This window comes from Megamonas sp. Calf98-2 (genome assembly GCF_900110235.1).
Classification (GTDB): domain Bacteria; phylum Bacillota; class Negativicutes; order Selenomonadales; family Selenomonadaceae; genus Megamonas; species Megamonas funiformis.
The window spans coordinates 16,858-43,537 of sequence record NZ_FOCY01000011.1; the positions used below are offsets into that span (position 1 = coordinate 16,858).

Consider the following 26,680-nt stretch of genomic DNA (forward strand, 5'->3'; position numbering starts at 1 on the left):
ATTTTAAAATGCTTTTTTGCTTAGTATTTAATTATTTTCTTTGTTGTCTTTTAATTTTTGAGATACATTGTAAATAGCAGTGAGTTCATCTTTATTGAATTGATATTTTTCACCACAGAAATGACAGCAAACTTCAGCATGACCATCATTAACTAGAGATTTTAAATCATGTTCATTTAAGCTGATAAGTACATCTTCAATGCGTTCTTTGGAGCATTGGCATTTAAATGCTAAATCTGTAGTAGTTAAATAATCAATTTTATCAAAACCTTGCAATAGTTCAGCAATGATACCACGAGCATCTAAACCATCTTTTACCATAGTAGAAACTGGTCGAATTTTAGCGAGGTTATTTTCTAATTTTGTAAGTGTTTCTTCTGTAGCATCTGGTAATAATTGAAGGATAAAACCACCAGCTGCAGCTACTTTTAAATCAGGATTTACAAGAACACCTAAGCCTACACTAGAAGGAGTTTGTTCAGAAGTATAGAGATAATTTGTGAGGTCTTCAGCAATTTCCCCAGAAACGATTTCACAGCTACCAGTAATAGGGTCTTTAAGACCAGTGAAACGAGTTACGGATAAAATACCTTGACCGACACCACCACCTACATCTAATTTACCTTTTTCATTGAGTGGTAAATTAACATGAGGATTGGCGATATAACCACGTACAAATCCTTCAGGATTAGCATCAGCAACAACAGAGCCTAGTGGACCGTTGCCATTAAATTTTATAGTGATACATTCTTTATTTTTAAGGTTTGCTGCCATTAGTAAAGCACCTGTCATAGTACGACCAAGAGCAGCAGCAGCTACAGGATAACATTCATGACGAGATACAGCTTCATTTACAAGGTTAGTTGTAATAGCAGCATGAACACGAACACCATCAGCGACAGCTTTTACTAAATGATCTTTCATTATATTCCTCCGAAATAGTAAATAAATTTAAATTTTAGATATAAAATAAATAATAGTATAGCATAGTTTTTATAATTATATAAAGATATGAGTCTAATATTTTGAATTATTTTTGTGATTGATGTTTAGGTACAAAATAAGACAAGATTAAACAAAGTACACTACTGCCAACTAAAATATAGTAAATATTATTTAGACTATAAAATAAAGCCTGGCGTAAAAGTTCATGATATTGAGGAGCAGTATTATCATAAAAATCTTGCATAGTGATATTTATTAAATTATGAGCTTGGATAAAATCTGCTGTAGAAACATTTAATACAGCACCCAGCACAGTAACACCAATTGTTTGAGCAAGTGTACGAGTGAGCATATTTAGACCAACAGCGGCACCACGTAGATTATATTTTACAGAATCTTGGACTATGAAAGTGAGTGTATTTAGAGTGCCAGAAAAACCAAAGCCAAAGAAAAATACATAAATAGATAAGTGCCAAAGAGGTGTATCTATAGTTAATTGTGTTAATAACCAAGAACTGAAAATTAAAATTAATGAAGAAAACATAACAATTATATTTGTAGGATATTTTTTCATTAATTTAGCAATGGAAATCGAACTTATAAACCAAGCAATGGAAGTTCCTATTAAAGAAATACCAGCGATAGTAGCACTGTAACCCATAATTGATTGAATATGTAATGGTAAATAAACAGAACAAGCAATCAATATGAAAGAGCTGATAAAAGTTATGATATTTACAATGATAGAAGATTTATTGAGGATAAATAAAGGAACAATAGGCTCAGAAGTTCTGGCTTCTTGGATATAAAAGAGGATAGAAGAAATCAAAGTGATAACTAATAAAATTACACCTAAATAAAAATCTTCATCTAAACTCATTACACCATATAAAAGACTGCCAATAGCAATGGAAAGCAAAATAGCTCCAAGGTAGTCTATTTTAGGATTAGTAGCAGGCTTTTGTTCATGTACAAATTTAGCGAGTATATAGACTGATAAAAGACCAAAGGGAATGTTTATAAAAAATATCCATTGCCATGAAAGATAATCTATGAGAAATCCACCAAGTAATGGACCTACAAGACCAGCTATTCCCCAAATAGTACTGATAGCTCCTTGAATAATAGAGCGTTCTTCCAAGGTGAAAATATCACCAATCATAGTAAAACCAATGGTAAAAATAGCACCAGCACCAATGCCTTGAATACCACGGAAGATAATTAATTGGTGCATGGTTTGAGATAATCCAGCTAATAAGCTACCGAAAAGAAAAATGGAAATGCCAATCATAAAAATTCGTTTTCGCCCATAAAGGTCAGCCAATTTACCGTAAATAGGAGTAGAAATTGCTGAGGTTAAAAGAAAAATAGAAAAAATCCAGCTAATCATTTTGAAATTATGCAAACTTTTCACAATTACAGGTGCAGCAGTAGAGACAACAACACCTTCAAATGCAGCTAGAAATATTGCAATGAGAAAGGAAAATGCAATTTTTTGTTTAGTTTTGTCCATATGTAGGAAATCACCTATTTTATTATTAATTTTTAAGACATTTTAACATAGAAGCTAAAATAAGTCAGCTATATTTTGTGGGGAAAAGTAACAATACTATTCAATCATTGTCTAAAATATGATAAAATGTAAACAGTTTATTTTGAAAATGGGGTGAAGATATGAAAGTTACTAGAGAAGATGTAGAAAATGTAGCTCTTCTGTCTCGTCTTAGCATTAAAGATGAAGATATGGATAAAAATATAAGCGAGCTTAATGATTTTCTTGAATATGTAGATAGATTACAACAAGTAGATACTGAAAATGTAGCTCCTACTGCACACGTATTGCCTGTACAAAATGTATTTCGTGAAGATGTAGTAAAACCTTCCCTTGATCGTGAATTGGCATTATCTAATGCTCCACAACAAGAAGATGGTTATTTCCGTGTACCTAAAATTTTAGAAGAATAATTTATTTTAATTACTTTGATTAAATTGAGGAGGCTTTTACGTGAATTTATTTGAAAAAACAGCACATGAATTACATGATATGCTTGTAAATAAAGAAATTTCTGCTGTAGAAATTACAAAAGATGTACTTTCTCGTATGGAAGTTACTGATGATAAAGTAAAAGCATATATCACAAAAACAGATGATTATGCTTTACAACAAGCAGAAAATGTTGATGCTGATATCGCTGGCGGAGCAAAAATCTCTGTTTTAGCAGGTATACCAGCAGCTATAAAAGACAATATTTGTACAAAAGGTTTAAAAACAACTTGTGCATCTTATATGCTCGAAAATTTTGTACCACCATATAATGCTACAGTAATGGATAAAGTTTTAGCTCAAAAACCTGCATTAGTTGGTAAATTAAATATGGACGAGTTCGCTATGGGTGGTTCCACAGAAAACTCTGCATTTTTTGCTACACATAATCCATGGAATTTGGACTGTGTACCAGGTGGTAGCTCTGGTGGTAGTGCTGCAGCAGTTAGTGCTGGTAGTGCTATTTGGGCATTAGGTTCTGATACTGGTGGATCTATTCGTCAGCCAGCATCTTTTTGCGGTGTTGTTGGTTTAAAACCTACTTATGGTCGTGTATCTCGTTATGGTTTAGTAGCATTCGCTTCTTCACTTGACCAGATTGGTCCATTGACTCGCGATGTAACAGACTGTGCTCATGTAATGAATGTGATTGCAGGTCATGATGAAAAAGATTCTACATCTATCAATAGTGATGTTCCTGATTATACAAAATCCTTAGTAAATGATATAAAAGGATTAAAAATCGGTTTACCAAAAGAATATTTTATCGATGGTATGGACGAAGATGTAAAAAAAGCTATGAATACAGCTATCGAAGATTTGAAAAAACTCGGTGCTGAAATCGTAGATATTTCTTTACCACATACAGATTATGCTATTTCCACATATTATTTAATAGCTCCAGCAGAAGCTTCTACAAACTTATCTCGTTATGATGGTGTAAGCTATGGTTCTCGTGTAGATGGTGAAGACATTGTTTCCATGATGACAAATACAAGAACTGCAAAATTTGGTCCAGAAGTAAAACGTCGTATTATGATTGGTAACTATGCTTTAAGTGCTGGTTATTATGATGCGTATTATTTAAAAGCATTAAAAGTTAGAACACTTGTAAAACAAGACTTTGATAATGCTTTTAAAGATGTAGATGTTATTTTGGCTCCAGTAGCACCAACACCTGCATATAAATTAGGTTCAATGGCAAATGATCCATTAAAAATGTACTTGATGGATATTTTCACTGTTCCACTTAACTTAGCAGGTCTTCCTGGTATTTCCATTCCTTGTGGCAGAAGTAAAGATAATATGCCTATCGGTATGCAGTTTATTGGTCGCCCACTTGATGAAGAAACTATTATTCGTGCAGCATATACTTATGAAGTAAATCATGATTATGCTAATAAAATTGGTCAGGGGGTAGAATAATGAAATACGAAGCAGTCATTGGTTTGGAAATTCATAGCGAATTAAAAACTAATACAAAAATTTTCTGTAGCTGTGCTACTTCCTTTGGTGCAGACCAAAATACACATGTTTGCCCTGTTTGTCTTGGTCTTCCAGGTGTATTACCTGTTGTCAATAAACGTGTAGTAGAATTTGCTATCAAAGCAGGTCTTGCACTCAATTGCACAATTAATAAATTCAGTAAATTTGATAGAAAAAATTATTACTATCCAGATTTACCAAAAAATTTCCAGACTTCTCAGTTTGATTTACCAATTGCTGAACATGGTTATGTGGATATCGAAGTAGAAGGCAAAACAAAACGCATTCGCATCACTCGTATTCATATGGAAGAAGATGCTGGTAAACTCGTTCACTCTGGTACTACAATCAAAGATTCTAGTAGCTCTAATGTTGACTATAATCGTACTGGTGTACCACTTATCGAAATCGTATCTGAACCAGATATGCATTCTCCAGCAGAAGCTCGTGCATATATGGAAAAAATAAAATCTATTTTACAATACATTGATGTATCCAATTGTAAAATGGAAGAAGGTAATTTACGTGCCGATGTAAACGTATCTCTTCGTCCAGAAGGTAGCGAAAAACTTGGTACAAAAGTTGAAATGAAAAACTTGAATTCCTTCAAAGTAATCGAAGACGCTTTAGAATATGAAATTGAACGTCAAAATGAAGTTTTAGAAGATGGTGGTATCTTAGTACAAGAAACTCGTACTTGGGACGATGGTCGTGGAATTACACTTTCTATGCGTAGCAAAGAAAAAGCTCAAGATTATCGTTATATGCCAGAACCTGACCTTGTGCCAATTGTTACAACTGATGAACAGATTGAAGCATATAAAAAAGAACTTCCTGAATTACCAGATGCAAGAAAAGCTCGTTTAGTAAATGAATATGGTCTTCCTACTTATGATGCGGAAATTATCACTTCTACTCGTGCTATGGCTGAATACTTTGATGCTGTTGTAGATGCTGGTGCTGATGCAAAACTTGCTTCTAACTGGATTATGGGTGAATTGTCTAAACATTTAAATGCTAATGAAATGACTATTGAAAATTCTCCAGTATCTGCTCAAAATTTAGCAAGCTTAATTGGCTTAATTGGTAAAGGTACAATTTCTTCTAAAATAGCAAAAACTGTATTTGAAGAAATGTGGACAAGTGGAGATACTCCAGAAAAAATTGTAAAAGATAAAGGTTTAGTACAGATTACTGATACAAAAGCAATAGAAGAAATTGTAGATAAAGCAATTGCGGATAATCCAAAAGCTGTTGCAGATTATCCAAAATCTATGGGCTTTTTAATCGGTCAAGTAATGAAAGCAAGTAAAGGTAAAGCAAATCCTGGTCTTGTAAATAAAATGATAAAAGAAAAATTAGGCTGATTTATGGTCTAAGAATAATAAAAAGCTATTGTGTTAAATTTTTTAATACAATAGCTTTTTGTTTTAGATGGCGATATCTATATTCTTTTGATAAAAAATTTGACAAATTGTCAGTTAATAGTGATAATAGTAAAATATATACGGTTTATCTAAAGATTTATTTGTATGGGAATGTAATAAACAATGAAAAATATATATTGGGCTGCCATAAATTCTGTGCCAGGCATAGGTAGTAAAACGCTTCGTCAACTTTATGGATATTTTCATGACGGCGAAAAAATATGGACAGCGACAAGAGAAATGTTAGAACAAAGTAATTGTTTAGGCAGTAAAACATTGTCTGAATTAATAGAATTTAGACAGAAAATATCTATAGATAAATTAACAGAGCAATTAAAACATTATAAAATTAAAGTCTGCATAGAAATAGATGAAGAATATCCAAAGTTATTGAAAGAAATCTATGATCCTCCATTTATTTTATATTATCAAGGTCAATTGCCTAAAGATGAAATTTGTATAGGTATAGTAGGTTCAAGAACTCCAACGACTTATGGAAAACAGATAGCAGAAAATATGGCTGAGGAATTAGCTAAATTTAATTTTGTAATAGTTAGTGGTGCTGCTAAAGGTATAGACACTAAAGCTCATACAGGAGCTTTGAAAAAAGGTAAGACTATTGCTGTTTTAGGTTGTGGATTAGATATTATATATCCAAAAGAAAATAAGCAACTTTTAGAAGCTATAGCTCAAAATGGTGCTGTAATATCAGAATATCCACTAAATACATTGCCAAAACCAGGGAATTTTCCAGCTAGAAATAGAATTATTACAGGATTGTCCAAAGGAATATTAGTAGTTGAAGCTGCGAAAAAGAGTGGTTCATTGATAACAGCAGAATTTGCTTTAAGTGAAGGGCGAGATGTATTTGCCATACCAGGAAATATTTATTCGCAAAAAAGCGAAGGCTGCCATAGTTTAATAAAACAAGGTGCTAAATTAGTTACAAGGGCAAACGATATTGTAGAAGAATATAATTTTGTAACTAATCAGCAAAGTATATCTAAAGAAACACAAATAGAATTAGGTTTTTCCATGACAGCGGAAGAACAACTTATATATGATAGTTTATCTTTTACAGAGCCTAAATGTATTGATGAAATCATATATAAATTGAGAATAAATGTTTCGAATATATCGTTTATTTTATTACAAATGAAATTGAAGGGACTAGTTAAAGAGACAAGTCCAAATTTTTATATAAGAGCAATCAGGGAGTGCTTTGAATGAAGAAAAAAACGCTTGTAGTAGTAGAATCGCCAACTAAAGCAAAGACTATTGAAAAATATTTAGGCAATAAAAAATATACAGTAATGGCTTCTATGGGACATCTTCGCGATTTACCTAAAAGTCAGTTTGGTATAGATGTAGAAAATGATTTTGCACCTAAATATATCAATATTCGTGGCAAGGGAGATTTAATTAAATCTTTAAAGAAAGAAGCTAAAAAATCTGAAAAAGTTTATTTAGCCTCTGACCCTGACCGTGAAGGCGAAGCTATTGCTTGGCATCTATCTCATATCTTAGGGATTGATGAACATGAAAAATGTAGAATTGTATTCAATGAAATAACAAAACCTGCTATTCAAGAAGCAGTGAAAAATCCTAAAGAAATAAATATTGATAGAGTAGATGCTCAACAAGCACGTCGTATGCTTGACCGTATTGTAGGATATAAATTAAGTCCACTTCTTTGGAAGAAAATTCGCAAAGGTTTGAGTGCAGGGCGTGTACAATCGGTAACAGTGAAATTAATTTGTGACCGTGAAAAAGAAATTCAAAAATTTGAATCAGAAGAATATTGGACAGTTGATTTTAAATTTAAGAAAAAACCTCGTTCTAGTATGTTTGGAGCAGAGTTAGTAGCTATTGATGATAAAAAATTGATGGTTTCAGCGAAAAAAGAAGATGTAAAAATTGCTTCTAAAGCTCAAGCTGATGAATTATGTAGCGATATTGAAAAAGTTACTTTTAAAGTAACAGAAATAAAGAAACGTCAACGTCATCGCAAAGCTCCAGCACCATTTACAACAAGTAGTTTACAACAAGATGCTGCTAGAAAATTAGGTTTTACTTCACGTAAAACAATGATGATAGCTCAACAGCTTTATGAAGGTATTAGCTTAGGTAAAAAAGGTCCAACTGGTCTGATAACATATATGCGTACAGACTCTACACGTATTTCAGAAATAGCTTTAAATGAAGCTAGAAATTATATTGAAGAGAACTTCGGTAAAGAATATTTGCCAGAAAAACCATATATTTATGCAGCTGGAAAATCTTCTCAAGATGCTCATGAAGCAGTGCGTCCAACAAATATCGCTTTAAGCCCTGCTACTGTTGAAGAATATTTGAGCAAAGAGCAGTTAAAACTCTATAAATTAATTTGGCAACGTTTCTTAGGTTGTCAGATGTTACCTGCTAGCTATGATGTTATGAGTGTAACTATTAAAGGCGATAAGTATTTAGCTAAAGCTACTGGTTCGCAGTTAAAATTTGCAGGCTTTACTGCTGTATATAATGATAGCGATAATAAAAAAGAAAAAGATGTCATCTTGCCAGATTTGCAGGAAGGCGATGAATTATCTATTCAAAAATTAGAAGCAATGCAACATTTTACAGAACCACCAGCTAGATATAATGATGCTTCTTTAGTTAAAACTTTAGAAGAAAGAGGTATTGGTCGTCCAAGTACGTATGCACCAATTATTGAAACTATCTTAGCTAGAGGTTATGTAGTTCGCAGTGATAAAAAATTTGAACCAACTGATTTAGGTTTTGTAGTAGTAGATTTATTGGAAAAATATTTTAAAGATATTGTTGATGAGAAATTTACTGCTGATTTAGAAAATAAATTAGATGAAATAGCAGTAGGTAAAATTCAAAAAAATACTTTGCTTGAAGAATTTTATGGACCATTTGAAAAAACTTTAGAACATGCAGAAGAAGAAATTGGTGAAGTAGAAGTGCCAGATGAAGTTTCTGATGTACAATGCGAATTATGCGGTCGTATGATGGTCATAAAACAAGGTCGCTATGGTAAATTTTTAGCATGTCCAGGTTTTCCAGAATGTAGAAATACAAAACCTATTTTGAAGGATACAGGTGTTAAGTGCCCTAAATGTGGTGGTAAAATCATTGAACGCCGTACACGTCGTGGTGTAGTATTTTATGGTTGTGAAAATTATCCACAGTGCGATTATGTATCATGGGATATGCCACTTACAAGCAATTGCAAGACTTGTGGTTCATTCCTATTTAGACATCGTTTCAAAAATGGAAGAACTATTTTATATTGCAGTAATGATGATTGTGCTACAAGAAAAGAAGATACTCCTATAAATAAGGAAATTAATAAATTAAAAGAAAAAATTCAACAGCAGACTGCTAAGAAATTAGCGGAACTAGCACAAAAAGAAGCACAAGCAAAAGAAGAAAATGAAAATAAAGAGCATAAAGAAGAAAACGAAGCATAAAGAGAAATAGGAAAGGAGATTTTGCGTGAAAAAAGTTATTATCGTAGGAGCTGGTATGGCTGGCAGTGAAGCTGCATGGCAAGTGGCTCAAAGAGGTATAAAAGTAGATTTATATGAAATGCGACCAGAAAAATCTACTCCTGCACATAAGACAGAAAAATTCGCTGAATTAGTATGTAGTAATTCTTTACGTGGTGCAGGACTTGAAAATGCTGTAGGCTTATTAAAAGAAGAAATGCGACAGCTAAATTCTATCATCATGGAATCCGCTGATATAAATCGTGTACCAGCTGGTGGAGCTTTAGCTGTAGATAGAGAAGGATTTAGTCAATATATTACAGATAAAGTAAAAAATCATCCTAATGTTACTGTGATAAATAAAGAGATAGAAACAATACCTCAAGAAGATGATGCTATTACAATTATTGCCAGTGGTCCATTGACTTCAGAAGTATTAGCAAAATCCATTGGTGAATTGACAGGTCAGGATTATTTTTACTTTTATGATGCTGCGGCACCATTAATCAGCAAAGAGTCTATTGATATGAGTAAAGCATATCGTGCTTCTCGCTATGGTAAAGGAACAGCTGATTATATTAATTGTCCTATGGATAAAGAAGAATATGAAAAATTTTGGCAAGAATTGACAACAGCAGAACTTGCACCAATCAAGGAATTTGAAAAAGCTAAGTTTTTTGAAGGTTGTATGCCTGTTGAAGAAATGGCTCGTCGTGGTATAGATACTTTACTATATGGACCATTAAAACCTGTAGGTTTAGAAGATCCTAAAACAGGAAAAAGACCTTATGCTGTAGTGCAACTTCGTCAAGATAATGCAGCAGATAGCCTATATAATATAGTAGGTTTTCAAACTCATTTGAAATGGCCAGAACAAAAACGCGTATTTGGTCTAATACCAGGACTTGAAAATGCTGAATTTGTACGTTATGGCGTGATGCATAGAAACACATTTATTAATTCTCCTGAATTATTGCGACCAACTTTGCAATACAAAGATAGAGATGATTTATTATTTGCAGGTCAGATGACAGGCGTTGAAGGATATATAGAATCTGCAGCTTCTGGTCTTGTGGCAGGTGTTAATGCAGCATATTTAGCTAAAGGAGAAAATCCAGTGATTTTCCCAGAACAAACAGCTCATGGTTCTATGTGCAAATATATTACTTCTGCTGTAGCAAAACATTTTCAGCCTATGAATGCTAATTTTGGTTTGATGCCACCTTTAGAAGAACGCATTCGTGATAAAAAGTTGAAAAAACAAAAAATTGCAGAACGTGCCTTAGAATTTTTAGCAAAATTTAAAATAGATGTATTGAAATTATCTAAGTAAAACTGATAATATGAATATAGCCTATAAATGGAGATGATTTTATGGAAAATTTTAAAGCAACCACTATCATAGCAGTAAAAAAAGATGGAAAAACTGCTATAGCTGGTGATGGACAAGTTACTTTTGGACAAGCTGCTATTATGAAAGCAAATGCCCGTAAAGTACGTCGTTTATATAATGGTAAAGTTTTAGCTGGTTTTGCAGGTTCTGTTGCCGATGCTTTTACTTTATTTGAAAAATTTGAATCTAAATTAATTGAATATCATGGTAATTTAACTCGTGCAGCGGTAGAACTTGCTAAAGATTGGCGTACAGATAGAGTTCTTCGCAAATTAGAAGCATTATTACTCGTTGCTGATGAAAATACAATGTTACTACTTTCTGGTAATGGTGAAGTAATTGAACCAGATGGTAATGTTGCAGCTATTGGTTCTGGCGGATTTTATGCACTTTCAGCAGGTCGTGCATTAGCTAAACATTCTAATTTGACTGCAGATGAAATTGCTAAAGAAGCACTTACTATTGCTGCTGATATTTGTGTATATACAAATCACAATATTATAGTGGAAGAATTAGATAAATAAAGGAGAATAAATTCATGAAATTGAATGAACAAATTCCTCGTCAAGTTGTTGAAGAATTAGATAAATATATTGTAGGACAATCACAAGCAAAACGTTCTGTAGCTATTGCACTTCGCAATAGATGGCGTAGCCGTCATCTTCCAGAAGATATGAGAGATGAAATTATTCCTAAAAATATCTTGATGATTGGTTCTACTGGTGTTGGTAAAACAGAAATTGCAAGACGTTTAGCAAAACTTGTAAAAGCACCTTTTGTAAAAGTTGAAGCTACTAAATTTACTGAAGTAGGTTATGTAGGTAGAGATGTAGAATCCATGGTTAGAGATTTAGCTGAATCTGCTGTACGTATGTTAAAACAAGAAAAATTAGAACAAGTACAAGATAAAGCTAAAGAAATGGCTCAAGAACGTATTTTAGATATTTATGTTCCAGAACCAAAATCCAGTGCTGTATCTAATCCACTTAGTGCTATCTTTGGTGGTGCAAACAAAGAAGAAGAAAGCACAGAAAAAGTGGAAGAACCAAAATATTCTGCTGGCAGAGAATGGTGCAGAAAACGCCTTTTAAAAGGTGAATTAGAAAATGATATTATTGAAATTGATGTTGAACCAAAAGCAGCTCCTGTAATTGGTATGTTTGCAGGTTCTGGCATGGAAGACATGAGCAATAATATTCAGGATATGATTGGCAATTTAATGCCTAAAAAACGCAAAAAACGCAAAGTTACAGTTGCTCAAGCAAGAGAAATCTTCACTCAAGAAGAAGCTCAAAAATTATTGGATATGGAGTCTATTGCTCAAGAAGCTATTGAACTTGCAGAACGTAATGGTATCATTTTCTTAGATGAAATTGATAAAGTTGCAGTAAAGGGATCTTCTTCTGGTCCTGATGTATCTCGTGAAGGTGTACAGCGTGATATCTTACCAATAGTTGAAGGCTCCACAGTATCCACAAAATATGGACAGATGAAAACAGACCATATTTTATTTATTGCAGCGGGTGCTTTCCATATGGCTAAGCCTTCTGATTTAATACCAGAACTTCAGGGTCGTTTCCCAATTCGTGTGGAATTGACTTCTTTAACTGAAGAAGATTTTAAACGTATTTTAACAGAACCAACAAATGCCTTATTAAAACAATATAAAGCATTACTTGCTACAGAAGGTGTTTCCATTGAATTTACTGATGATGCTATTGAAAGATTAGCTCAAGTAGCTTGTGAAGTAAATGAACAAATGGAAAATATTGGAGCAAGAAGACTTCATACAATTATGGAAAAATTATTAGAAGATTTATCTTTTGATGCACCAGAATTAGAAGAAAAAAATGTAGTAATTAATGCTGATTATGTAAATGAAAAACTTGGTGGAATCGTTAAAAATCGCGACTTAAGCCAGTTCATTTTGTAATTTGATAAATATTGTACAAAATTCAAAAAAATATAAAAATTTTCCTTTAAATTGACTTATAGATATGATAGAATAAAAAAAGGAAAGGTTTAACAGAAAATCAAAAGTTTTTCTGTGCAGGAAGGGGATAACAGATGGCAACATTACTTGAAAAAACAAGAAAAATAAATAAACTTTTACAAAAAGCAGAAGTGGTAGAATACGATAGCATTTCCCGTGTACTTAGCAATGTTATAGAAGCAAATGTATATATTGTTAGCAAAACAGGGAAAATCTATGGATATGCCTTCCTTGATGATTTTGAATGTGATACAATGATTGACAAAATCGTAAGCCAAGGAGAATTTCCAAAACACTATGTTAATTGGCTCTTAAAAATGGATAGCACATCTTCTAATATTCCACAAAAAGAAATTTGTGCTTTTGATGATAATAGCGAATGTTTAGTAGAAGGCAAAATTACAACTATTGTACCTATTTATGGCGTTGGTGAACGTATTGGTACATTAGTATTAGCTAAATTTAATGAAGAATTCACAGACGATGATTTATTATTAGCTGAATATGGTGCCACTGTTGTAGGTATGGAAATTTTACGTGATAATTCTCAAAAAATTGAAGTTGAAGCACGTAAAAAAGCTACTGTACAGATTGCTTTAGCAACACTTTCTTATTCTGAAATTGAAGCAGCTGTAAATATTTTAAGTGAATTAAATGGTACTGAAGGTTTACTTGTTGCATCTAAAATTGCTGACCGTGTAGGTATTACTCGTTCTGTAATTGTTAATGCACTTCGTAAATTTGAGTCCGCTGGTGTAATTGAATCTAAATCTCTTGGTATGAAAGGTACTTATATCAGAGTATTAAATGAACACTTATTAGATGAAATTCAGAAATTAAAAAGATAATAATCTTCAAGAACGATGTTGATAAAAACATCGTTCTTTTTATATGAAAGCATGATAATTTATTATTGTGTTTACAAAAAAATTATGATATAATGCTTAACGGTGTAAAAAAACGCACACATTCCGATTTTGTACTGTGTCCTAGTTAGATATACCTTATTGGTACGCTGATAAGAATATCTAAAAGGGTTAAAACAAAGCTAAAGAATGTGGAGGAAAAAATAACAGGAGGTGCACCATCATGGCAGTTATTTCCATGAAACAATTATTAGAAGCAGGCGTTCATTTCGGTCATCAGACTAGACGTTGGAACCCTAAAATGGCTCCATACATTTTCACAGAACGCAATGGTATTTACATTATCGATTTACAGAAAACTGTAAAAAAAGTTGACGAAGCTTATGATTTCTTACGTAGCGTTGCTGAAGAAGGCAAAAGCATTCTTTTCGTAGGTACTAAAAAACAGGCTCAAGAAGCTGTTAAAGAAGAAGCTTTAAAATCCGGCATGTTCTATGTTAACGAAAGATGGCTCGGTGGTATGATGACTAACTTCGCTACTATCCGTAAAAGCATCAATCGTTTAAAAGAACTTGAAGCTATGGAAGAAGATGGAACTTTTGAAGTTCTTAGCAAAAAAGAAGTTCTTGCTTTAAAACGTGAACAAGAAAAACTTGAAAAATCTCTTGGCGGTATTAAAGACATGGAAGAATTACCAGGCGCTTTATTTATCGTTGACCCACGTAAAGAAAGAATTGCTGTAGCAGAAGCTAAAAAACTTAACATTCCAATCGTTGCAATCGTTGATACAAACTGCGATCCAGACGAAATTGACTATGTAATTCCTGGTAACGATGATGCTATCCGTGCTGTTAAACTTTTAACTTCCCGTATGGCTGACGCTGTTATCGAAGGTCGTCAAGGTGAAGCTGGCGAAGTAGTAGAAGAAGTTGCTACTAGCGAAGACGCTGAATAATTTTAGTTAATTTTAAATTTATATAACAATTAAAAAGGTAAGGGCCCAAACCCTTGCCTTTTATTGACTAAGGAGGAAATATTAATGGCTATTACTGCAGCATTAGTAAAAGAATTACGTGAAAAAACTGGTGCAGGTATGATGGACTGTAAAAAAGCTCTTTCTGCAACTGACGGTGATATGGACAAAGCAATTGACTTTTTAAGAGAAAAAGGTCTTGCTTCCGCAGCTAAAAAAGCTGGTCGTGTAGCAGCTGAAGGTGTTGTAACATCTTATATTCATGCTGGTGGACGTATCGGTGTATTAGTAGAAGTTAACTGCGAAACTGACTTCGTTGCTGGTACTCCTGAATTCCAGGATTTCGCTCGTGATATTGCTATGCAGATTGCTGCTGCTAACCCAACTTGCGTACGTCGTGAAGAAGTAGACCCAGCAGCTATTGAACATGAACGTCAAGTTCTTCGTGAACAAGCTATTAATGAAGGCAAACCTGAAAAAATCGTTGAAAGAATGGTTGAAGGTCGTCTCGAAAAATATTATAAAGAAGTATGTCTTTTAGATCAGCCATACATTAAAGATCCAGATGTTACAATTTCTGACCTTGTAAAAGGCAAAATTGCTAAAATCGGTGAAAATATCTCCATTCGTCGTTTCGTAAGATATCAACTTGGTGAAGGTATTGAAAAGAAAGCTGATAACTTTGTAGAAGAAGTTATGGCAGCTGTTAAATAATTTCATTATGAAATACAAAGAGAGAACACTTCGGTGTTCTCTTTTTTGTAATAAGATAAAATTAGTATAAAAATTAGATATAGAAAAAAATTATAATGTCTACCGTTCGCCATAGATATATGATAAAATAAGAAAAGATATTATGCAGGTTGATAATTATAAGTTTTTATGGAGGTTTTATTGTGGCTGATATTAAATATAAACGTATAGTTTTCAAATTAAGTGGTGAATCTTTAGCTGGTGAACAGCGTTTTGGTATTAATCCAGAAGTTGTTGAATCTATCGCTAAACAAATTAAAAAGGTACGTGAGTATGGTATTGAAGTAGCTATCGTTGTTGGGGGCGGAAATATTTGGCGTGGTCTTGCTGGTAGCAATAAAGGTATGGATAGAGCTACAGCAGATTATATGGGTATGCTTGCTACAGTGATGAATGCCTTAGCACTTCAAGATGCTTTAGAAGGTATGGGCGTTGACAGCCGTGTTCAATCTGCTATTGAAATGCGTCAAGTTGCTGAACCTTATATTCGTCGTAAAGCAATTCGTCATTTAGAAAAAGGTAGAGTTGTTATTTTCGGTGCTGGTACAGGTAACCCTTATTTCTCCACAGATACAACTGCTGCTCTTCGTGCTGCTGAAATTGAAGCTGAAGTTATTTTAATGGGTAAAAAGAATACAGATGGTGTATATGATTCCGACCCTAATAAAAATCCTGAAGCTAAGAAATTTGATAGTCTTGAATATTTAGAAGTATTAAATCGTGGACTTGCAGTAATGGATTCTACGGCAACAAGTCTTTGCATGGATAATAAAATTCCTTTAGTAGTATTTAATATAGATAATCATGAAAATATTTTAAAAGCTGCTTTAGGCGAAAATATTGGAACAACTGTTGGAGGTAATGATTAATGATTAAAGAAGTAATAGCTAAAAATGAGGAGCGTATGAAAAAAACTTTAAGTGCAGCAAAATCTGAATTTGCTTCTCTTCGTGCAGGTCGTGCAACTCCTGCATTATTAGATAAAGTAATGGTAGAATATTACGGTTCTTTAGTACCAGTAAATCAGGTAGGTAATATCTCTGTTCCTGAACCTCGTATGATTTTAATTCAACCATGGGAAAAACCAATGCTTCATGAAATTGAAAAAGCGATTACAAGATCTGACCTTGGTCTTAGTCCAAATAATGATGGTACAGTAATTCGTTTAAATATACCTCAGCTCACTGAAGAACGTCGTACTGACCTTGTAAAAACATTGAATAAACGTGCAGAAGAATCTAAAGTATCTGTTCGTAATATTCGCCGTGATGCTAATGAAGCTATTAAAAAATTAGAAAAAGCAAAATCTATCACAGAAGATGATGCTAAAAAAGCTCAAGAAGATATTCAAAAAATCGTAGATAAATATATTAAAGAAATCGATATTGCTAGAGCGGAAAAAGAAAAAGAAATAATGGAAGTTTGATTGTATGGAATATTTAGGATTGCCAGCTGTTGAGGCTATAGAGCGATTAAATTCTAGAAATATAAAATTTAAAATGAACTATACTGTGCCAATGAGAGGCTATTTTAAAGTTGATGATAGTAAACTATATATTGTCAGAGTAAAAGTTTTAGATGATAATGTATTAGAACTTACAGCTGCTGCCAAGATGCGAAAGGAGGTGTAATAGATGGCTTATAAAATTACTGATGATTGCATTTCTTGCGGTGCTTGCGCAGGTACTTGCCCTGTAGGCGCTATTTCTGAAGGTGAAAACCATTATGAAATTGATGCAGATATGTGTGTAGAATGTGGTGCATGTCAAGCTGGTTGTCCAGCAGGTGCTATTGAAGCATAATTGTTTTATTAGCAATAAGCACTGGAAAGGCCCCTCTAAAGAGGGGCTTATTTCTTATATTTTATGTGGAAGGGGCTTCTAGTATGCTCAAAAAAATATTTTCTTCTAAAAAAGAAAAAAGAGATATTTCTATAGATAAACAATTAGATTTAAATAAATTACCACAACATGTTGGTATAATTATGGATGGAAATGGTCGCTGGGCTACTGGAAAGGGTTTAATTAGAACATCTGGACATAAAGCTGGCGTGAAAACACTAAAAAAAATTCTTAAAACTTGTATAAAATATAATATACCTATTTTAACAGTATATGCATTTTCTACTGAAAATTGGAAAAGACCAATGACAGAAGTTAATTTTCTGATGAATTTATTTTCTAGTTTTTTAGCAGAACAAATTGATGAAATGTGTGAAGATAATGTACGTATTCACTTTATTGGAAGAGTTGATGAATTACCAGGCAATTTACCAAATGAATTACATGCAGCAGAAGAACGCACTAAAAAAAATACTGGTGTAAGATTTAATGTTGCTGTAAATTATGGTGGTAGAGATGAGATTGTAACAGCAGTAAAAAATATAGCTAGTGAAGTACAATCAGGTGATTTATCTATTGATAAAATTGATGATAAAGTGATTGACGATAATTTATATACAAAAGATTTGCCACCTGTAGATTTGATGATTAGAACAAGTGGCGATATACGATTGAGTAATTTCTTATTATGGCAGGCAGCGTATGCCGAATTTTGGTTTACAAAAACAAATTGGCCAGATTTTTCTTCTGAAGAATTTCTTCAAGCAATTGTCGATTTTCAAAAGAGAGATAGAAGATTTGGTGGTTTGAGTAGCAAATAATTATATTTAGGGCGGTGGAAGATTTTGCTAACGCGAATTATCAGTGGAATTATTGGTATGATAATAGCTACAGGTGTAATTCAAATAGGGGGTTCATTATTTATAGCAGTTTCTATATTGCTTGCTTGTCTTGCTTGGCGAGAATATGTAAATGCTTTTGCCCATAAGAATTATAATATACCATTGTTTTGGGGCTTATTGATTATTTGTTTTATGGTATTAAGTGGATATATGGCTAATAATATTGCATTTGGTATTGTAGTAGCTATATTTGTTTCCTTAATGAATATGATATTTAATCATAAGCATTTTTCTGTGTTAGATGGTTGTATTACTTTAGCAGGAACAATGTATATAGCTATTCCTTTTTATCATTTAATAATGCTTAGAATGATTGAGAACTCAACTATTTTAGCGACAAATAGTCTTTTAGGAGAATTTTCTGTAGGTTGTATTTTAATATGGCTTACTTTTATTGGTACATGGGCTAGTGATAGTTTTGCTTATTTTGTAGGTTGTAGTATAGGTAAACATCGTTTATGTCCAGAAATCAGTCCTAAAAAAAGCGTTGAAGGTTTTGTTGGCGGAATTTTAGGTTCAATGATATGTGTAGGTCTTTTAGGCAGTTATTTTAATTTTGATATGATGATTATGTTATTAATGGGTGCATTGATAGCAATTATTGGTACATTTGGCGATTTAGTAGAGTCTTGTATTAAAAGATTTGTGAGTATCAAAGATTCAGGTACTTTAATTCCAGGTCATGGTGGCGTGTTAGATAGATTTGATAGTTTATTATTTACAGCACCGCTCGTTTATTATATAGCAATATTTTTATTAGATATTTAAGGTAAAGGAATATAATATAATGAAAAAAATTGCAGTATTAGGTTCAACTGGTTCAATTGGAACTCAAACTTTAGATGTAGTTAGAAATCATAGTGATTTCTTGAAAATTGAAGTTTTAGCGGCTAATAATAATGATGAATTATTAGAACAGCAAATAAATGAATTTAAACCAGCTATGGCGATTTTGCATAATAAAGAAGCTTATGAAAAATTAAAAGCTCGTTATGTAGGAGAAACTAAATTATATTATGGAGAAGAAGGATTAATCGAAGGGGCTACTACAGATAAAATTGATACAGTAGTTACTTCATTAATGGGTTTTGCAGGTCTTCGTCCAACTATGAGAGCTATTGAAGCTGGTAAAAATATCGCACTAGCTAATAAGGAAACTTTAGTAGTAGCTGGTGATTTAGTTATGAAAAAAGCTCGTGAAAAACAAATTGAAATCATGCCGATTGATAGTGAACATGGAGCATTATTTCAATGTTTACATGGCGAAGATATGAATAAAGTTGATAAATTATTAGTTACTGCCTCTGGTGGCCCTTTTAGAGGTAAGAAAATAGAAGAGTTAAGAAATGTTTCAGTAAAACAATGCTTAAGTCATCCAACATGGAAAATGGGACGCAAGATTACTATTGATAGCGCATCTTTGATGAATAAAGGCTTAGAAGTAATTGAAGCAAAACAATTATATAATGTGGATTATGATAAAATTCAGGTAGTAGTTCACCCACAAAGTATTATTCATTCTATGGTGCAATATGTGGACGGCTCAGTTATTGCTCAATTAGGTTCAACTGATATGAGACTTCCTATACAGTATGCACTTACTTATCCAGAAAGAATGGTTTGTCCTGCTGAAAAATTAGATTTTTGGCAAATGAAAGATTTAACTTTTGAAAAGCCAGATACAGACACATTTAGAGGTCTTGCTTTAGCGTATGAAGCAGGAAAAATAGGCGGTTCTATGCCTTGTGTGATGAATGCTACCAATGAAATTGCTGTAGAAGCTTTCTTAAATGAAAAGATTAGTTTCTTAGATATTTATGATATAATAGAAGAAGCTATGCAATCTCATATAACTTTGATAGAACCAGAACTTGAAGATTTATTTGAAATTGATAGCAATATTCGTAAGCAAGTAAAGGAGAAGATTTATAAGTGTTAATCAGTGCAATTGCTATTGTATTTGTCTTTGGTTTGCTAGTATTGGTTCATGAATTTGGACATTTTATTACTGCAAAAAAAACTGGTATGCGTGTAGATGAATTTGCAATTGGTTTTGGTCCTAAATTAGTAAGTACAAAAAGAGGGGAAACAGTATATTCTATAAGAGCTATTCCTCTTGGTGGTTTTAATAAAATTGCAGGAATGGAAAAAGGCATGGATGAAGATGCAGGAGATAGAGCGTATTGGGCTCGTCCTGTATGGGCTAGAATGATTGTAATTTTAGCTGGTTCGATAATGAACTTTATTTTACCTTTTTTGATTTTTGCAGGAGTTTTTTTCTTTAATGGTATACAAACTCCATCAAATGCTCCAGTTTTAGGGCAAGTTATTTCTGGAGAAGCAGCAAGTCAAGCTGGCTTAAAAGATGGAGATAAAATTTTAAGCGTAAATGGAGAACAAATTACTTCATGGACAAATTTTGTACAGAAAGTGCAAAATGCTGATGGAAAAATTTTAAAAATAGAATTTATCCGTGATAATGAACAGATGGCTACTTCTGTTGTGCCAAAATATGATGAACAAGCTAAGCGTGCTTTGATTGGGGTAACTGCGCCAGTTGATGTAAAAAGTGTAGGCTTTGGTGAATCAATTGCTTTAGCATTTGCTACAGTAGTAAATATTATTTACCAAATGTATAGTGGTCTTATTGGCATGATAACAGGTAGTGTTAGTGCAGAATTATCTGGACCAGTGGGTGTAGCTCAAATGACTAGTCAAGCTGCACATTTAGGTTTAGTTCCATTATTACAATTTGCTGCATTATTGAGTTTGAACTTAGGAGTAATAAATTTATTGCCAATTCCTGCTTTAGATGGCGGACATTTTGTAGTCTTATTAGTAGAGGCAATTCGTGGTAAGGCTATTGAAGCTAAATATGTGAGAGTAGTGCAAATGGCAGGTATAATTTTATTATTATCCTTGATGTTTTTTGCTACAGCTCAAGATGTTGGTCGTTTATTTGGCTAAGAGTTAATAAATACGACATAAAAAGGTGTTGGATATAATGATAAAAAGAAAAATGACACGACAAATTAGTATTGGTGATGTAAAAATTGGTGGCGGTGCACCGATATCTGTGCAATCTATGACTAATACTAAAACAACAGATACAAATGCTACAGTAGCACAGATAAAAGCATTAGTAGATGCTGGTTGTGATATTGTTCGTGTAGCTGTACCTGATATGTCAGCAGCTGAAAATATTTACAATATTAAAAGTCAAGTCGATGTACCTTTGGTTGCAGATATTCATTTTGATTATCGTCTAGCTTTAAAAGCTATAGAACAAGGTATAGATGCACTTCGTATTAATCCTGGGAATATTGGCGATGAAGAACGTGTAAAAGCAGTAGTCGAAGCTGCAAAAACAAGAAATATTCCTATACGTATAGGTGTTAATGCAGGTTCACTTGATAAAAAATTGTTGGCAAAATATGGTAAAGTAACACCAGAAGCGTTAGTTGAAAGTGCTTTAGAGCATATAAGAATTCTAGAAAAATTAAATTTCTATGATATTAAAATTTCACTAAAAGCACATGATGTACCATTAACGCTAGATGCTTATCGTTTGATGAGTGAAACAGTGGACTATCCACTTCATTTAGGCATAACAGAAGCAGGCACTGTAAATACAGGAATTATTAAATCCGCTGTAGGTATAGGTGCTTTACTTGCTGAAGGCATAGGCGATACATTTCGCATTTCTTTGACTGGTGATCCTGTGAATGAAGTAAAAGTAGCAAATGAAATTTTAAAAGCATTAGGTCTTAAAGAATATGGACCTACACTTATTTCATGTCCTACTTGTGGTCGTTGTAATATTGATTTACCAAGTATTGCTGAAAAAGTAGAACAAAGATTGTCAGGAATAACAAAACCTATCAAAGTTGCTGTTATGGGTTGTGTTGTAAATGGCCCAGGTGAAGCCCGTGATGCTGATATTGGTATCGCTGGTGGAAAAGGTGAAGGATTAGTCTTCCGTAAAGGTGAAGTTATAAATAAAGTACCTGAAGATAAATTAGTAGATGCTTTATTTGAAGAATTAGATAAACTTATAAAATAAAAAAGAAGCTGTAATAAAATTTTAGTTTTTAATTTTATTACAGCTTTTTTAGTGGCAAAGAAGATAATGAACATTTTTATTTTAGCTAAAGTATGATAGAATATATAAGTTAATTAATATTGAAAAGGGTTTTTCCCATATATTTTAGGAGGAATTTATAGTGCGTACATCTAAACTTTATGCGCCTACATTGCGTCAGACTCCAGCAGAAGCTGAAGTACCTAGTCATCAGCTAATGCTTAGAGCTGGTTTTATTCGTAAAGTAGCAGGTGGGGTTTATACATATTTGCCTCTTGCTTGGCGTACTTTACGCAAAATAGAACAAATTATTCGTGAAGAAATGGAAGCTAAAGACGGTCAAGAATTAGCTCTTCCAATTGTACAACCTGCTGAACTTTGGAAAGAAACTGGTCGTTGGGAAGTTTTTGGCGAAGAAATGTTCCGTTTAGTGGACAGACATAATCGTGAATTCTGCCTTGGACCAACACATGAAGAAATTATTACAGATTTAGTACGTAATGAAGTACGTTCTTATAAACAATTACCATTATTGTTATATCAAATTCAAAATAAATATCGTGATGAAATTCGTCCTCGTTTTGGTCTTATGCGTGGTCGTGAATTTATCATGAAAGATGCTTATTCTTTTGATAAAGATGAAGCAGGACTTGATAAATCTTATAAAGATATGTATGATGCATATACAAATATCTTCAATCGTTGTGGCCTTACATTCCGCCCTGTAGAAGCTGATGGCGGTGCTATTGGTAATGCTACAACACATGAATTCACTGTATTAGCTGAAACAGGTGAATCTGATATCGTTTACTGTGAAAAATGCGATTATGCAGCAAACGCTGAAAAATCCGAATTAAAACCAATTGTTGCACCAGATGAAGAAGAATTACTACTTGAAAAAGTAAATACTCCTGGTACAAAAACTATTGAAGCTGTAGCTGAATTTTTTAATACTCCAATTGAAAAAAATATCAAAGCTGTTATTTTCCAAAATGAAAAAGACCAAGTAATCTGTGCATTTGTTCGTGGCGACCATGAAGTAAATGATGTAAAATTACAAAATATTACAGGAGCAATCACATTAAAAATGGCAGAAGAGTCTGCTATTCGCGCTATTGGTGGTGTGCCTGGTTTCATGAGTCCAATTGGTCTTAGCAAAGATGCAATCGTGGTTGTTGATGCTACAGTAATGGAAATGCATAATGCTGTTTGCGGTGCAAATGAAGAAGATTGCCACTATAAAAATGCTAATCCAAAACGCGATTTCGGTGATGTAATCGTAGCTGATATTCGCCTTATTGAAGAAGGAGATCCATGTCCTCATTGTGGTGCTCCAGTAAAAATGACTCATGGTATCGAAGTAGGACAAGTATTTAAACTTGGTATAAAATACAGTAAAGCACTCGGTGCTACTTTCCTTGATGAAAATGGTAAAGAAAAACCATTGATCATGGGTTGCTATGGTATTGGTGTTAGCCGTACAATGGCAGCTGCTATTGAACAATTCCATGATGATAATGGTATTATTTGGCCTGCATCTATTGCACCATTTGAAGTGGTTATTGTACCTATCAACGCTAAAGATGAAGCTCAAATGCAGATTGCAGAAAAACTTTATGCTGATATGAAAAATGCTGGTATAGATGTACTTTTAGATGATAGAAAAGACAGAGCTGGCGTAAAATTCAAAGATGCTGATTTAATTGGCTATCCAGTACGTATTACTGTAAGCCCTAAACTTTTAGATGCTAATGAAGTAGAAATTAAAGTTCGTCGTGATGGTGCTACTTCTAATGTAAAAGTTGATGATTGTGCACAAACAGTAAAAGATATGCTTAAAAATTTATAATAGATTTTAAGTACGACATTATATAAAAAAGCACCTTAAAAGTTAGATTGTTTTTGACTTTTAAGGTGCTTTTGCTATTTTATTATTTTTGAACTAATTTTGTTAAATAATCAGTTATTTCTTGCCAAAGATTAGGATTTATATCTAAGACTTTGCGTAATCGTTGAGGATATTTGCCATTTTTTTGATAAATTTCAATGATAAATTTTATAGCACAAATTAATTGTTCTTTATTTAAAGCAATATCGATATGTTGACCATATACAGGGTTATTTCCTAACAATCCACCGATATATATTTCAAATTTATGTGGATTTTTAAATGATGGCATTATGCCAATATCTTGAGATTTTGCTTTGCCTAAGCTATTGATACAGCCAAACACACCAATTTTTAATTTTTTAGGTACGATTTGACCATAAAATAAATCATCTAATTCTGTTGCTAAAGCATGTACATCATATAAACCCTTAGTGCAAGTAGTACCTTTACAGATGACGATAGCTCTAACTGTAGTCCCTGTACCACCTAAGCGCAGATTGTGTGCTTTTATTTCAGCTAACATGCTCTCAATATTATCTGGGGAAATTTGTTCAATTTCTATAGTACCTCTAGATGTGGCAGTAATTTTACCATTGCCATATGTTGAAGCAATTTGGGCGATAGCTATTAATTCTTGAGCTGAAAATTCGCCACAATTACCTACAATTCTAGCTGTATAGAAATTATTTTTTTGATGGATTATACCTGCGGGTATCATTTTATTTCTCCTTTGTATTTATATATTGTTTAGTTTTTACCAGCTTTAGAATTTTTTTCAAGTTCAGGAATACTAAGTTCAATAGCACTATTTCTGCTACCACAAGCAGGATAGACTTTATCAAAGCGTTTTAAAGATTCATCAAGATATACTTTTACGCCATCTTTAGGAGCAAATGGACAAACTCCACCGATAGGAAAGCCAGTCATAGGTTCAACTTCATCAGCTTTGAGCATAGTAGATTTTTTGTGAAATTTTTCTTTGAATTTATGGTTATCAATTCGCATATCACCAGCCATAACTACAAGAATAGCATCTTCATTTAATTTAAAAGACATAGTTTTAGCAATATGAGCTTCTTGGCAATTTAAAGCTTTAGCAGCTTCAGTTACTGTAGCACTAGAAACAGGAAATTCCATAATTTTATCTTCCATATTAAATTGTTTGAAATATGATTTTACTTTTCTATGGACATAAAGACAGCTCCTTTTAAAAATAAAAGCCACTAACAAAAGTCAGTGGCTTTATTTTATAATATATTATTTTGCTTTGATAGCAGCATTTAAATCTTCGATGAGTTTATCGATATCGATGCCATGAGCGCCTGCACCTTGTTCGATGTTTTCAAAGTGAGCAGCAGCACAACCGAGGCAACCCATACCAGCGTTTACGAATACTTCTACAGTTTCAGGATATTGGCTAACAACTTCCATAATACCCATTTCTTTAGTTATAGTCATGAAAAATATCTCCTTTATTTATGATTTATAGTGAAATTTGATAATTAATTTTATTCACATGGGAATTATATCATATTTTTTTTAGTTTTGGTATAAGTAAATGATATTTTTGTAAATAATCATAGAAAAATGATATGAATTTATTTTAAATTATTTTTAATAAAGATTTGCTTTGAATATAAAAAATACTATAAGTATATTTTATAAATATTATTTTTAGTGAAGAATAATAAAGATAGATAATTGATAAATTTTTTAGATAGCAGTACAATAAGACATTATGGAAAATAAAAAATATGTTATGGGGATAAAGAGGGAGATTTTATGGAATTTGTAGCTTTTTATTTAGGTGATATCAATATTTATTGGTATGGCTTAATAATTGTCTTTGCATTATTAATAGGCTTAGGTATAAGTAAAATAATGTTTAAATTATATGGTGAAAAATTCAGCCCTATGTGGGATTTATTGATTTTTATAATTCCTGTGAGTTTGATATGTGCTAGAATTTTTTATGTAATTATACATTTAGATGTATATATGTCAAATATAAGTCAAATTTTTTGTATTTGGCAAGGTGGTTTATCTATTTATGGAGCATTATTGGGTTTTCTAGCAACAAGTATAGTTTTTTTGCGCAAATATGGTTATAATTTATGGTTGTGGTTTGATTTGATGATGCCTTCAATTTTATTTGGTTTGATTATTTTGCAATTGGCAAATTTTATGATGCAATTTTCATTGGGAACACCGCTAGGTCTAGATATTCCTAATGACCATAGTTTAGCTGAATATGTAGAATATAGGTATCGTCCAACAGGCTTTGAAGCATACCAATATTTTCAGCCAGTAGCTTTATATCAGGCTTTTGCTTATAGTATAGTATTTATGATTTCTGTCTTATGTTTACTTATAAATAGAAAATATAAATTTTTAGCTGAAGGCACAGTTTTTTTATTTAGTGTTATTTTGATGGCTATTATTAGATTTGGTATTGGCTTTATGTATTTTAGTGTTAATAAAGATATGTTATTATATCCAATGCAGTGGATAGCATTGACTGTAATGATAGCGACTGTATTTATATATGTAGTAAAACGTTTTCAACATAATTGAGTATTTATTTTAAGAGGA

Annotated in this window: 27 protein-coding genes; 22 read left to right on the forward strand and 5 right to left on the reverse strand. The window is 32.7% G+C overall.

What is annotated here, in order from left to right; translation table 11 throughout:
- Positions 1-27 precede the first annotated feature (27 nt).
- Entirely contained in the window at positions 28-924 is an 897-nt protein-coding gene (hslO, locus tag BMX03_RS04590; RefSeq protein WP_015562583.1) for an Hsp33 family molecular chaperone HslO, read from the reverse strand.
- A gap of 106 nt (positions 925-1,030) precedes the next feature.
- A complete protein-coding gene (locus BMX03_RS04595) occupies positions 1,031-2,458 on the reverse strand; it encodes an MDR family MFS transporter (protein ID WP_091694113.1) in 1,428 nt (475 codons plus the stop codon).
- Positions 2,459-2,619: 161 nt separating this feature from the next.
- On the opposite strand from BMX03_RS04595, the gene gatC reads away from it, so the two are divergent.
- From gatC to BMX03_RS04700, 21 genes are all read left to right on the forward strand, one after another.
- Positions 2,620-2,910 (forward strand): Asp-tRNA(Asn)/Glu-tRNA(Gln) amidotransferase subunit GatC, encoded by a 291-nt coding sequence (gatC, locus tag BMX03_RS04600; RefSeq protein ID WP_015562581.1) that lies wholly within the window; start codon positions 2,620-2,622, stop codon positions 2,908-2,910.
- Between the two features lie 40 nt (positions 2,911-2,950).
- Positions 2,951-4,414 carry an Asp-tRNA(Asn)/Glu-tRNA(Gln) amidotransferase subunit GatA gene (gene gatA / locus BMX03_RS04605; protein WP_091694115.1) on the forward strand — a complete coding sequence of 488 codons (1,464 nt, stop codon included), beginning with the start codon at positions 2,951-2,953 and terminating at the stop codon, positions 4,412-4,414.
- The gene (gene gatB / locus BMX03_RS04610; RefSeq protein WP_008538388.1) at positions 4,414-5,841 is read left to right on the forward strand and encodes an Asp-tRNA(Asn)/Glu-tRNA(Gln) amidotransferase subunit GatB; all 1,428 of its coding nucleotides are present in this window, start codon (positions 4,414-4,416) and stop codon (positions 5,839-5,841) included. Before gatA ends, gatB begins: the two co-directional genes overlap by 1 nt.
- 183 nt (positions 5,842-6,024) lie before the next feature.
- Positions 6,025-7,131, forward strand: a complete 1,107-nt coding sequence (gene dprA / locus BMX03_RS04615; protein ID WP_075554652.1) for a DNA-processing protein DprA — start codon at positions 6,025-6,027, stop codon at positions 7,129-7,131.
- Positions 7,128-9,377: a type I DNA topoisomerase gene (gene topA / locus BMX03_RS04620; protein ID WP_022227777.1), complete on the forward strand. Its 2,250-nt coding sequence runs from the start codon at positions 7,128-7,130 to the stop codon at positions 9,375-9,377. The genes dprA and topA overlap by 4 nt, the downstream gene beginning before the upstream one ends.
- A 25-nt stretch (positions 9,378-9,402) precedes the next feature.
- A complete protein-coding gene (gene trmFO, locus BMX03_RS04625) occupies positions 9,403-10,728 on the forward strand; it encodes an FADH(2)-oxidizing methylenetetrahydrofolate--tRNA-(uracil(54)-C(5))-methyltransferase TrmFO (protein ID WP_008538385.1) in 1,326 nt (441 codons plus the stop codon).
- 41 nt (positions 10,729-10,769) lie between these two features.
- Positions 10,770-11,312: an ATP-dependent protease subunit HslV gene (gene hslV / locus BMX03_RS04630; protein WP_091694117.1), complete on the forward strand. Its 543-nt coding sequence runs from the start codon at positions 10,770-10,772 to the stop codon at positions 11,310-11,312.
- 14 nt (positions 11,313-11,326) lie between these two features.
- Positions 11,327-12,721: an ATP-dependent protease ATPase subunit HslU gene (hslU, locus tag BMX03_RS04635; RefSeq protein WP_075554650.1), complete on the forward strand. Its 1,395-nt coding sequence runs from the start codon at positions 11,327-11,329 to the stop codon at positions 12,719-12,721.
- A 134-nt stretch (positions 12,722-12,855) separates the two neighbouring features.
- Positions 12,856-13,629: a GTP-sensing pleiotropic transcriptional regulator CodY gene (gene codY / locus BMX03_RS04640; RefSeq protein WP_008538382.1), complete on the forward strand. Its 774-nt coding sequence runs from the start codon at positions 12,856-12,858 to the stop codon at positions 13,627-13,629.
- A 241-nt stretch (positions 13,630-13,870) separates the two neighbouring features.
- On the forward strand, positions 13,871-14,602 hold the full coding sequence (gene rpsB, locus BMX03_RS04645; protein ID WP_015562572.1) for a 30S ribosomal protein S2: 732 nt from the start codon (positions 13,871-13,873) through the stop codon (positions 14,600-14,602).
- A gap of 84 nt (positions 14,603-14,686) precedes the next feature.
- The gene (gene tsf, locus BMX03_RS04650; RefSeq protein ID WP_018999213.1) at positions 14,687-15,334 is read left to right on the forward strand and encodes a translation elongation factor Ts; all 648 of its coding nucleotides are present in this window, start codon (positions 14,687-14,689) and stop codon (positions 15,332-15,334) included.
- 182 nt (positions 15,335-15,516) lie between these two features.
- A complete protein-coding gene (gene pyrH / locus BMX03_RS04655) occupies positions 15,517-16,242 on the forward strand; it encodes a UMP kinase (RefSeq protein ID WP_008538378.1) in 726 nt (241 codons plus the stop codon).
- Positions 16,242-16,799: a ribosome recycling factor gene (frr, locus tag BMX03_RS04660; RefSeq protein ID WP_015562568.1), complete on the forward strand. Its 558-nt coding sequence runs from the start codon at positions 16,242-16,244 to the stop codon at positions 16,797-16,799. The genes pyrH and frr overlap by 1 nt, the downstream gene beginning before the upstream one ends.
- 4 nt (positions 16,800-16,803) lie before the next feature.
- Entirely contained in the window at positions 16,804-17,004 is a 201-nt protein-coding gene (locus BMX03_RS04665; RefSeq protein ID WP_008538376.1) for a hypothetical protein, read from the forward strand.
- Positions 17,005-17,007: 3 nt separating this feature from the next.
- Positions 17,008-17,175 carry a DUF362 domain-containing protein gene (locus BMX03_RS04670; protein ID WP_008538375.1) on the forward strand — a complete coding sequence of 56 codons (168 nt, stop codon included), beginning with the start codon at positions 17,008-17,010 and terminating at the stop codon, positions 17,173-17,175.
- Positions 17,176-17,258: 83 nt separating this feature from the next.
- Positions 17,259-18,035, forward strand: coding sequence for an isoprenyl transferase (locus tag BMX03_RS04675; protein ID WP_018999212.1), 777 nt, complete (start codon positions 17,259-17,261; stop codon positions 18,033-18,035).
- Between the two features lie 24 nt (positions 18,036-18,059).
- Positions 18,060-18,884: a phosphatidate cytidylyltransferase gene (locus BMX03_RS04680; RefSeq protein ID WP_091694119.1), complete on the forward strand. Its 825-nt coding sequence runs from the start codon at positions 18,060-18,062 to the stop codon at positions 18,882-18,884.
- Between the two features lie 19 nt (positions 18,885-18,903).
- Entirely contained in the window at positions 18,904-20,055 is a 1,152-nt protein-coding gene (locus BMX03_RS04685) for a 1-deoxy-D-xylulose-5-phosphate reductoisomerase (RefSeq protein WP_015562565.1), read from the forward strand.
- Positions 20,049-21,083, forward strand: coding sequence for an RIP metalloprotease RseP (gene rseP / locus BMX03_RS04690; RefSeq protein WP_008538371.1), 1,035 nt, complete (start codon positions 20,049-20,051; stop codon positions 21,081-21,083). Before BMX03_RS04685 ends, rseP begins: the two co-directional genes overlap by 7 nt.
- Positions 21,084-21,120: 37 nt before the next feature.
- Positions 21,121-22,179, forward strand: coding sequence for a flavodoxin-dependent (E)-4-hydroxy-3-methylbut-2-enyl-diphosphate synthase (ispG, locus tag BMX03_RS04695; protein ID WP_015562563.1), 1,059 nt, complete (start codon positions 21,121-21,123; stop codon positions 22,177-22,179).
- A 160-nt stretch (positions 22,180-22,339) separates the two neighbouring features.
- Entirely contained in the window at positions 22,340-24,046 is a 1,707-nt protein-coding gene (locus tag BMX03_RS04700; protein ID WP_091694122.1) for a proline--tRNA ligase, read from the forward strand.
- 82 nt (positions 24,047-24,128) lie between these two features.
- Here the strand turns inward: BMX03_RS04700 and BMX03_RS04705 are convergent, their stop codons facing one another.
- From BMX03_RS04705 to BMX03_RS04715, 3 genes are all read right to left on the reverse strand, one after another.
- Positions 24,129-24,806, reverse strand: coding sequence for a sulfite reductase (locus BMX03_RS04705; RefSeq protein ID WP_091694125.1), 678 nt, complete (start codon positions 24,804-24,806; stop codon positions 24,129-24,131).
- A gap of 29 nt (positions 24,807-24,835) precedes the next feature.
- Positions 24,836-25,225, reverse strand: coding sequence for a YbaK/EbsC family protein (locus BMX03_RS04710; protein WP_234970668.1), 390 nt, complete (start codon positions 25,223-25,225; stop codon positions 24,836-24,838).
- A 120-nt stretch (positions 25,226-25,345) separates the two neighbouring features.
- Complete coding sequence (locus BMX03_RS04715; protein ID WP_015562559.1) at positions 25,346-25,546, reverse strand: DUF1858 domain-containing protein; 201 nt, start codon at positions 25,544-25,546, stop codon at positions 25,346-25,348.
- Positions 25,547-25,870: 324 nt separating this feature from the next.
- Here BMX03_RS04715 and BMX03_RS04720 point away from each other — a divergent pair, with 324 nt between their 5' ends.
- Positions 25,871-26,662, forward strand: coding sequence for a prolipoprotein diacylglyceryl transferase (locus BMX03_RS04720; protein ID WP_091694130.1), 792 nt, complete (start codon positions 25,871-25,873; stop codon positions 26,660-26,662).
- The last annotated feature ends 18 nt before the right edge of the window (positions 26,663-26,680 follow it).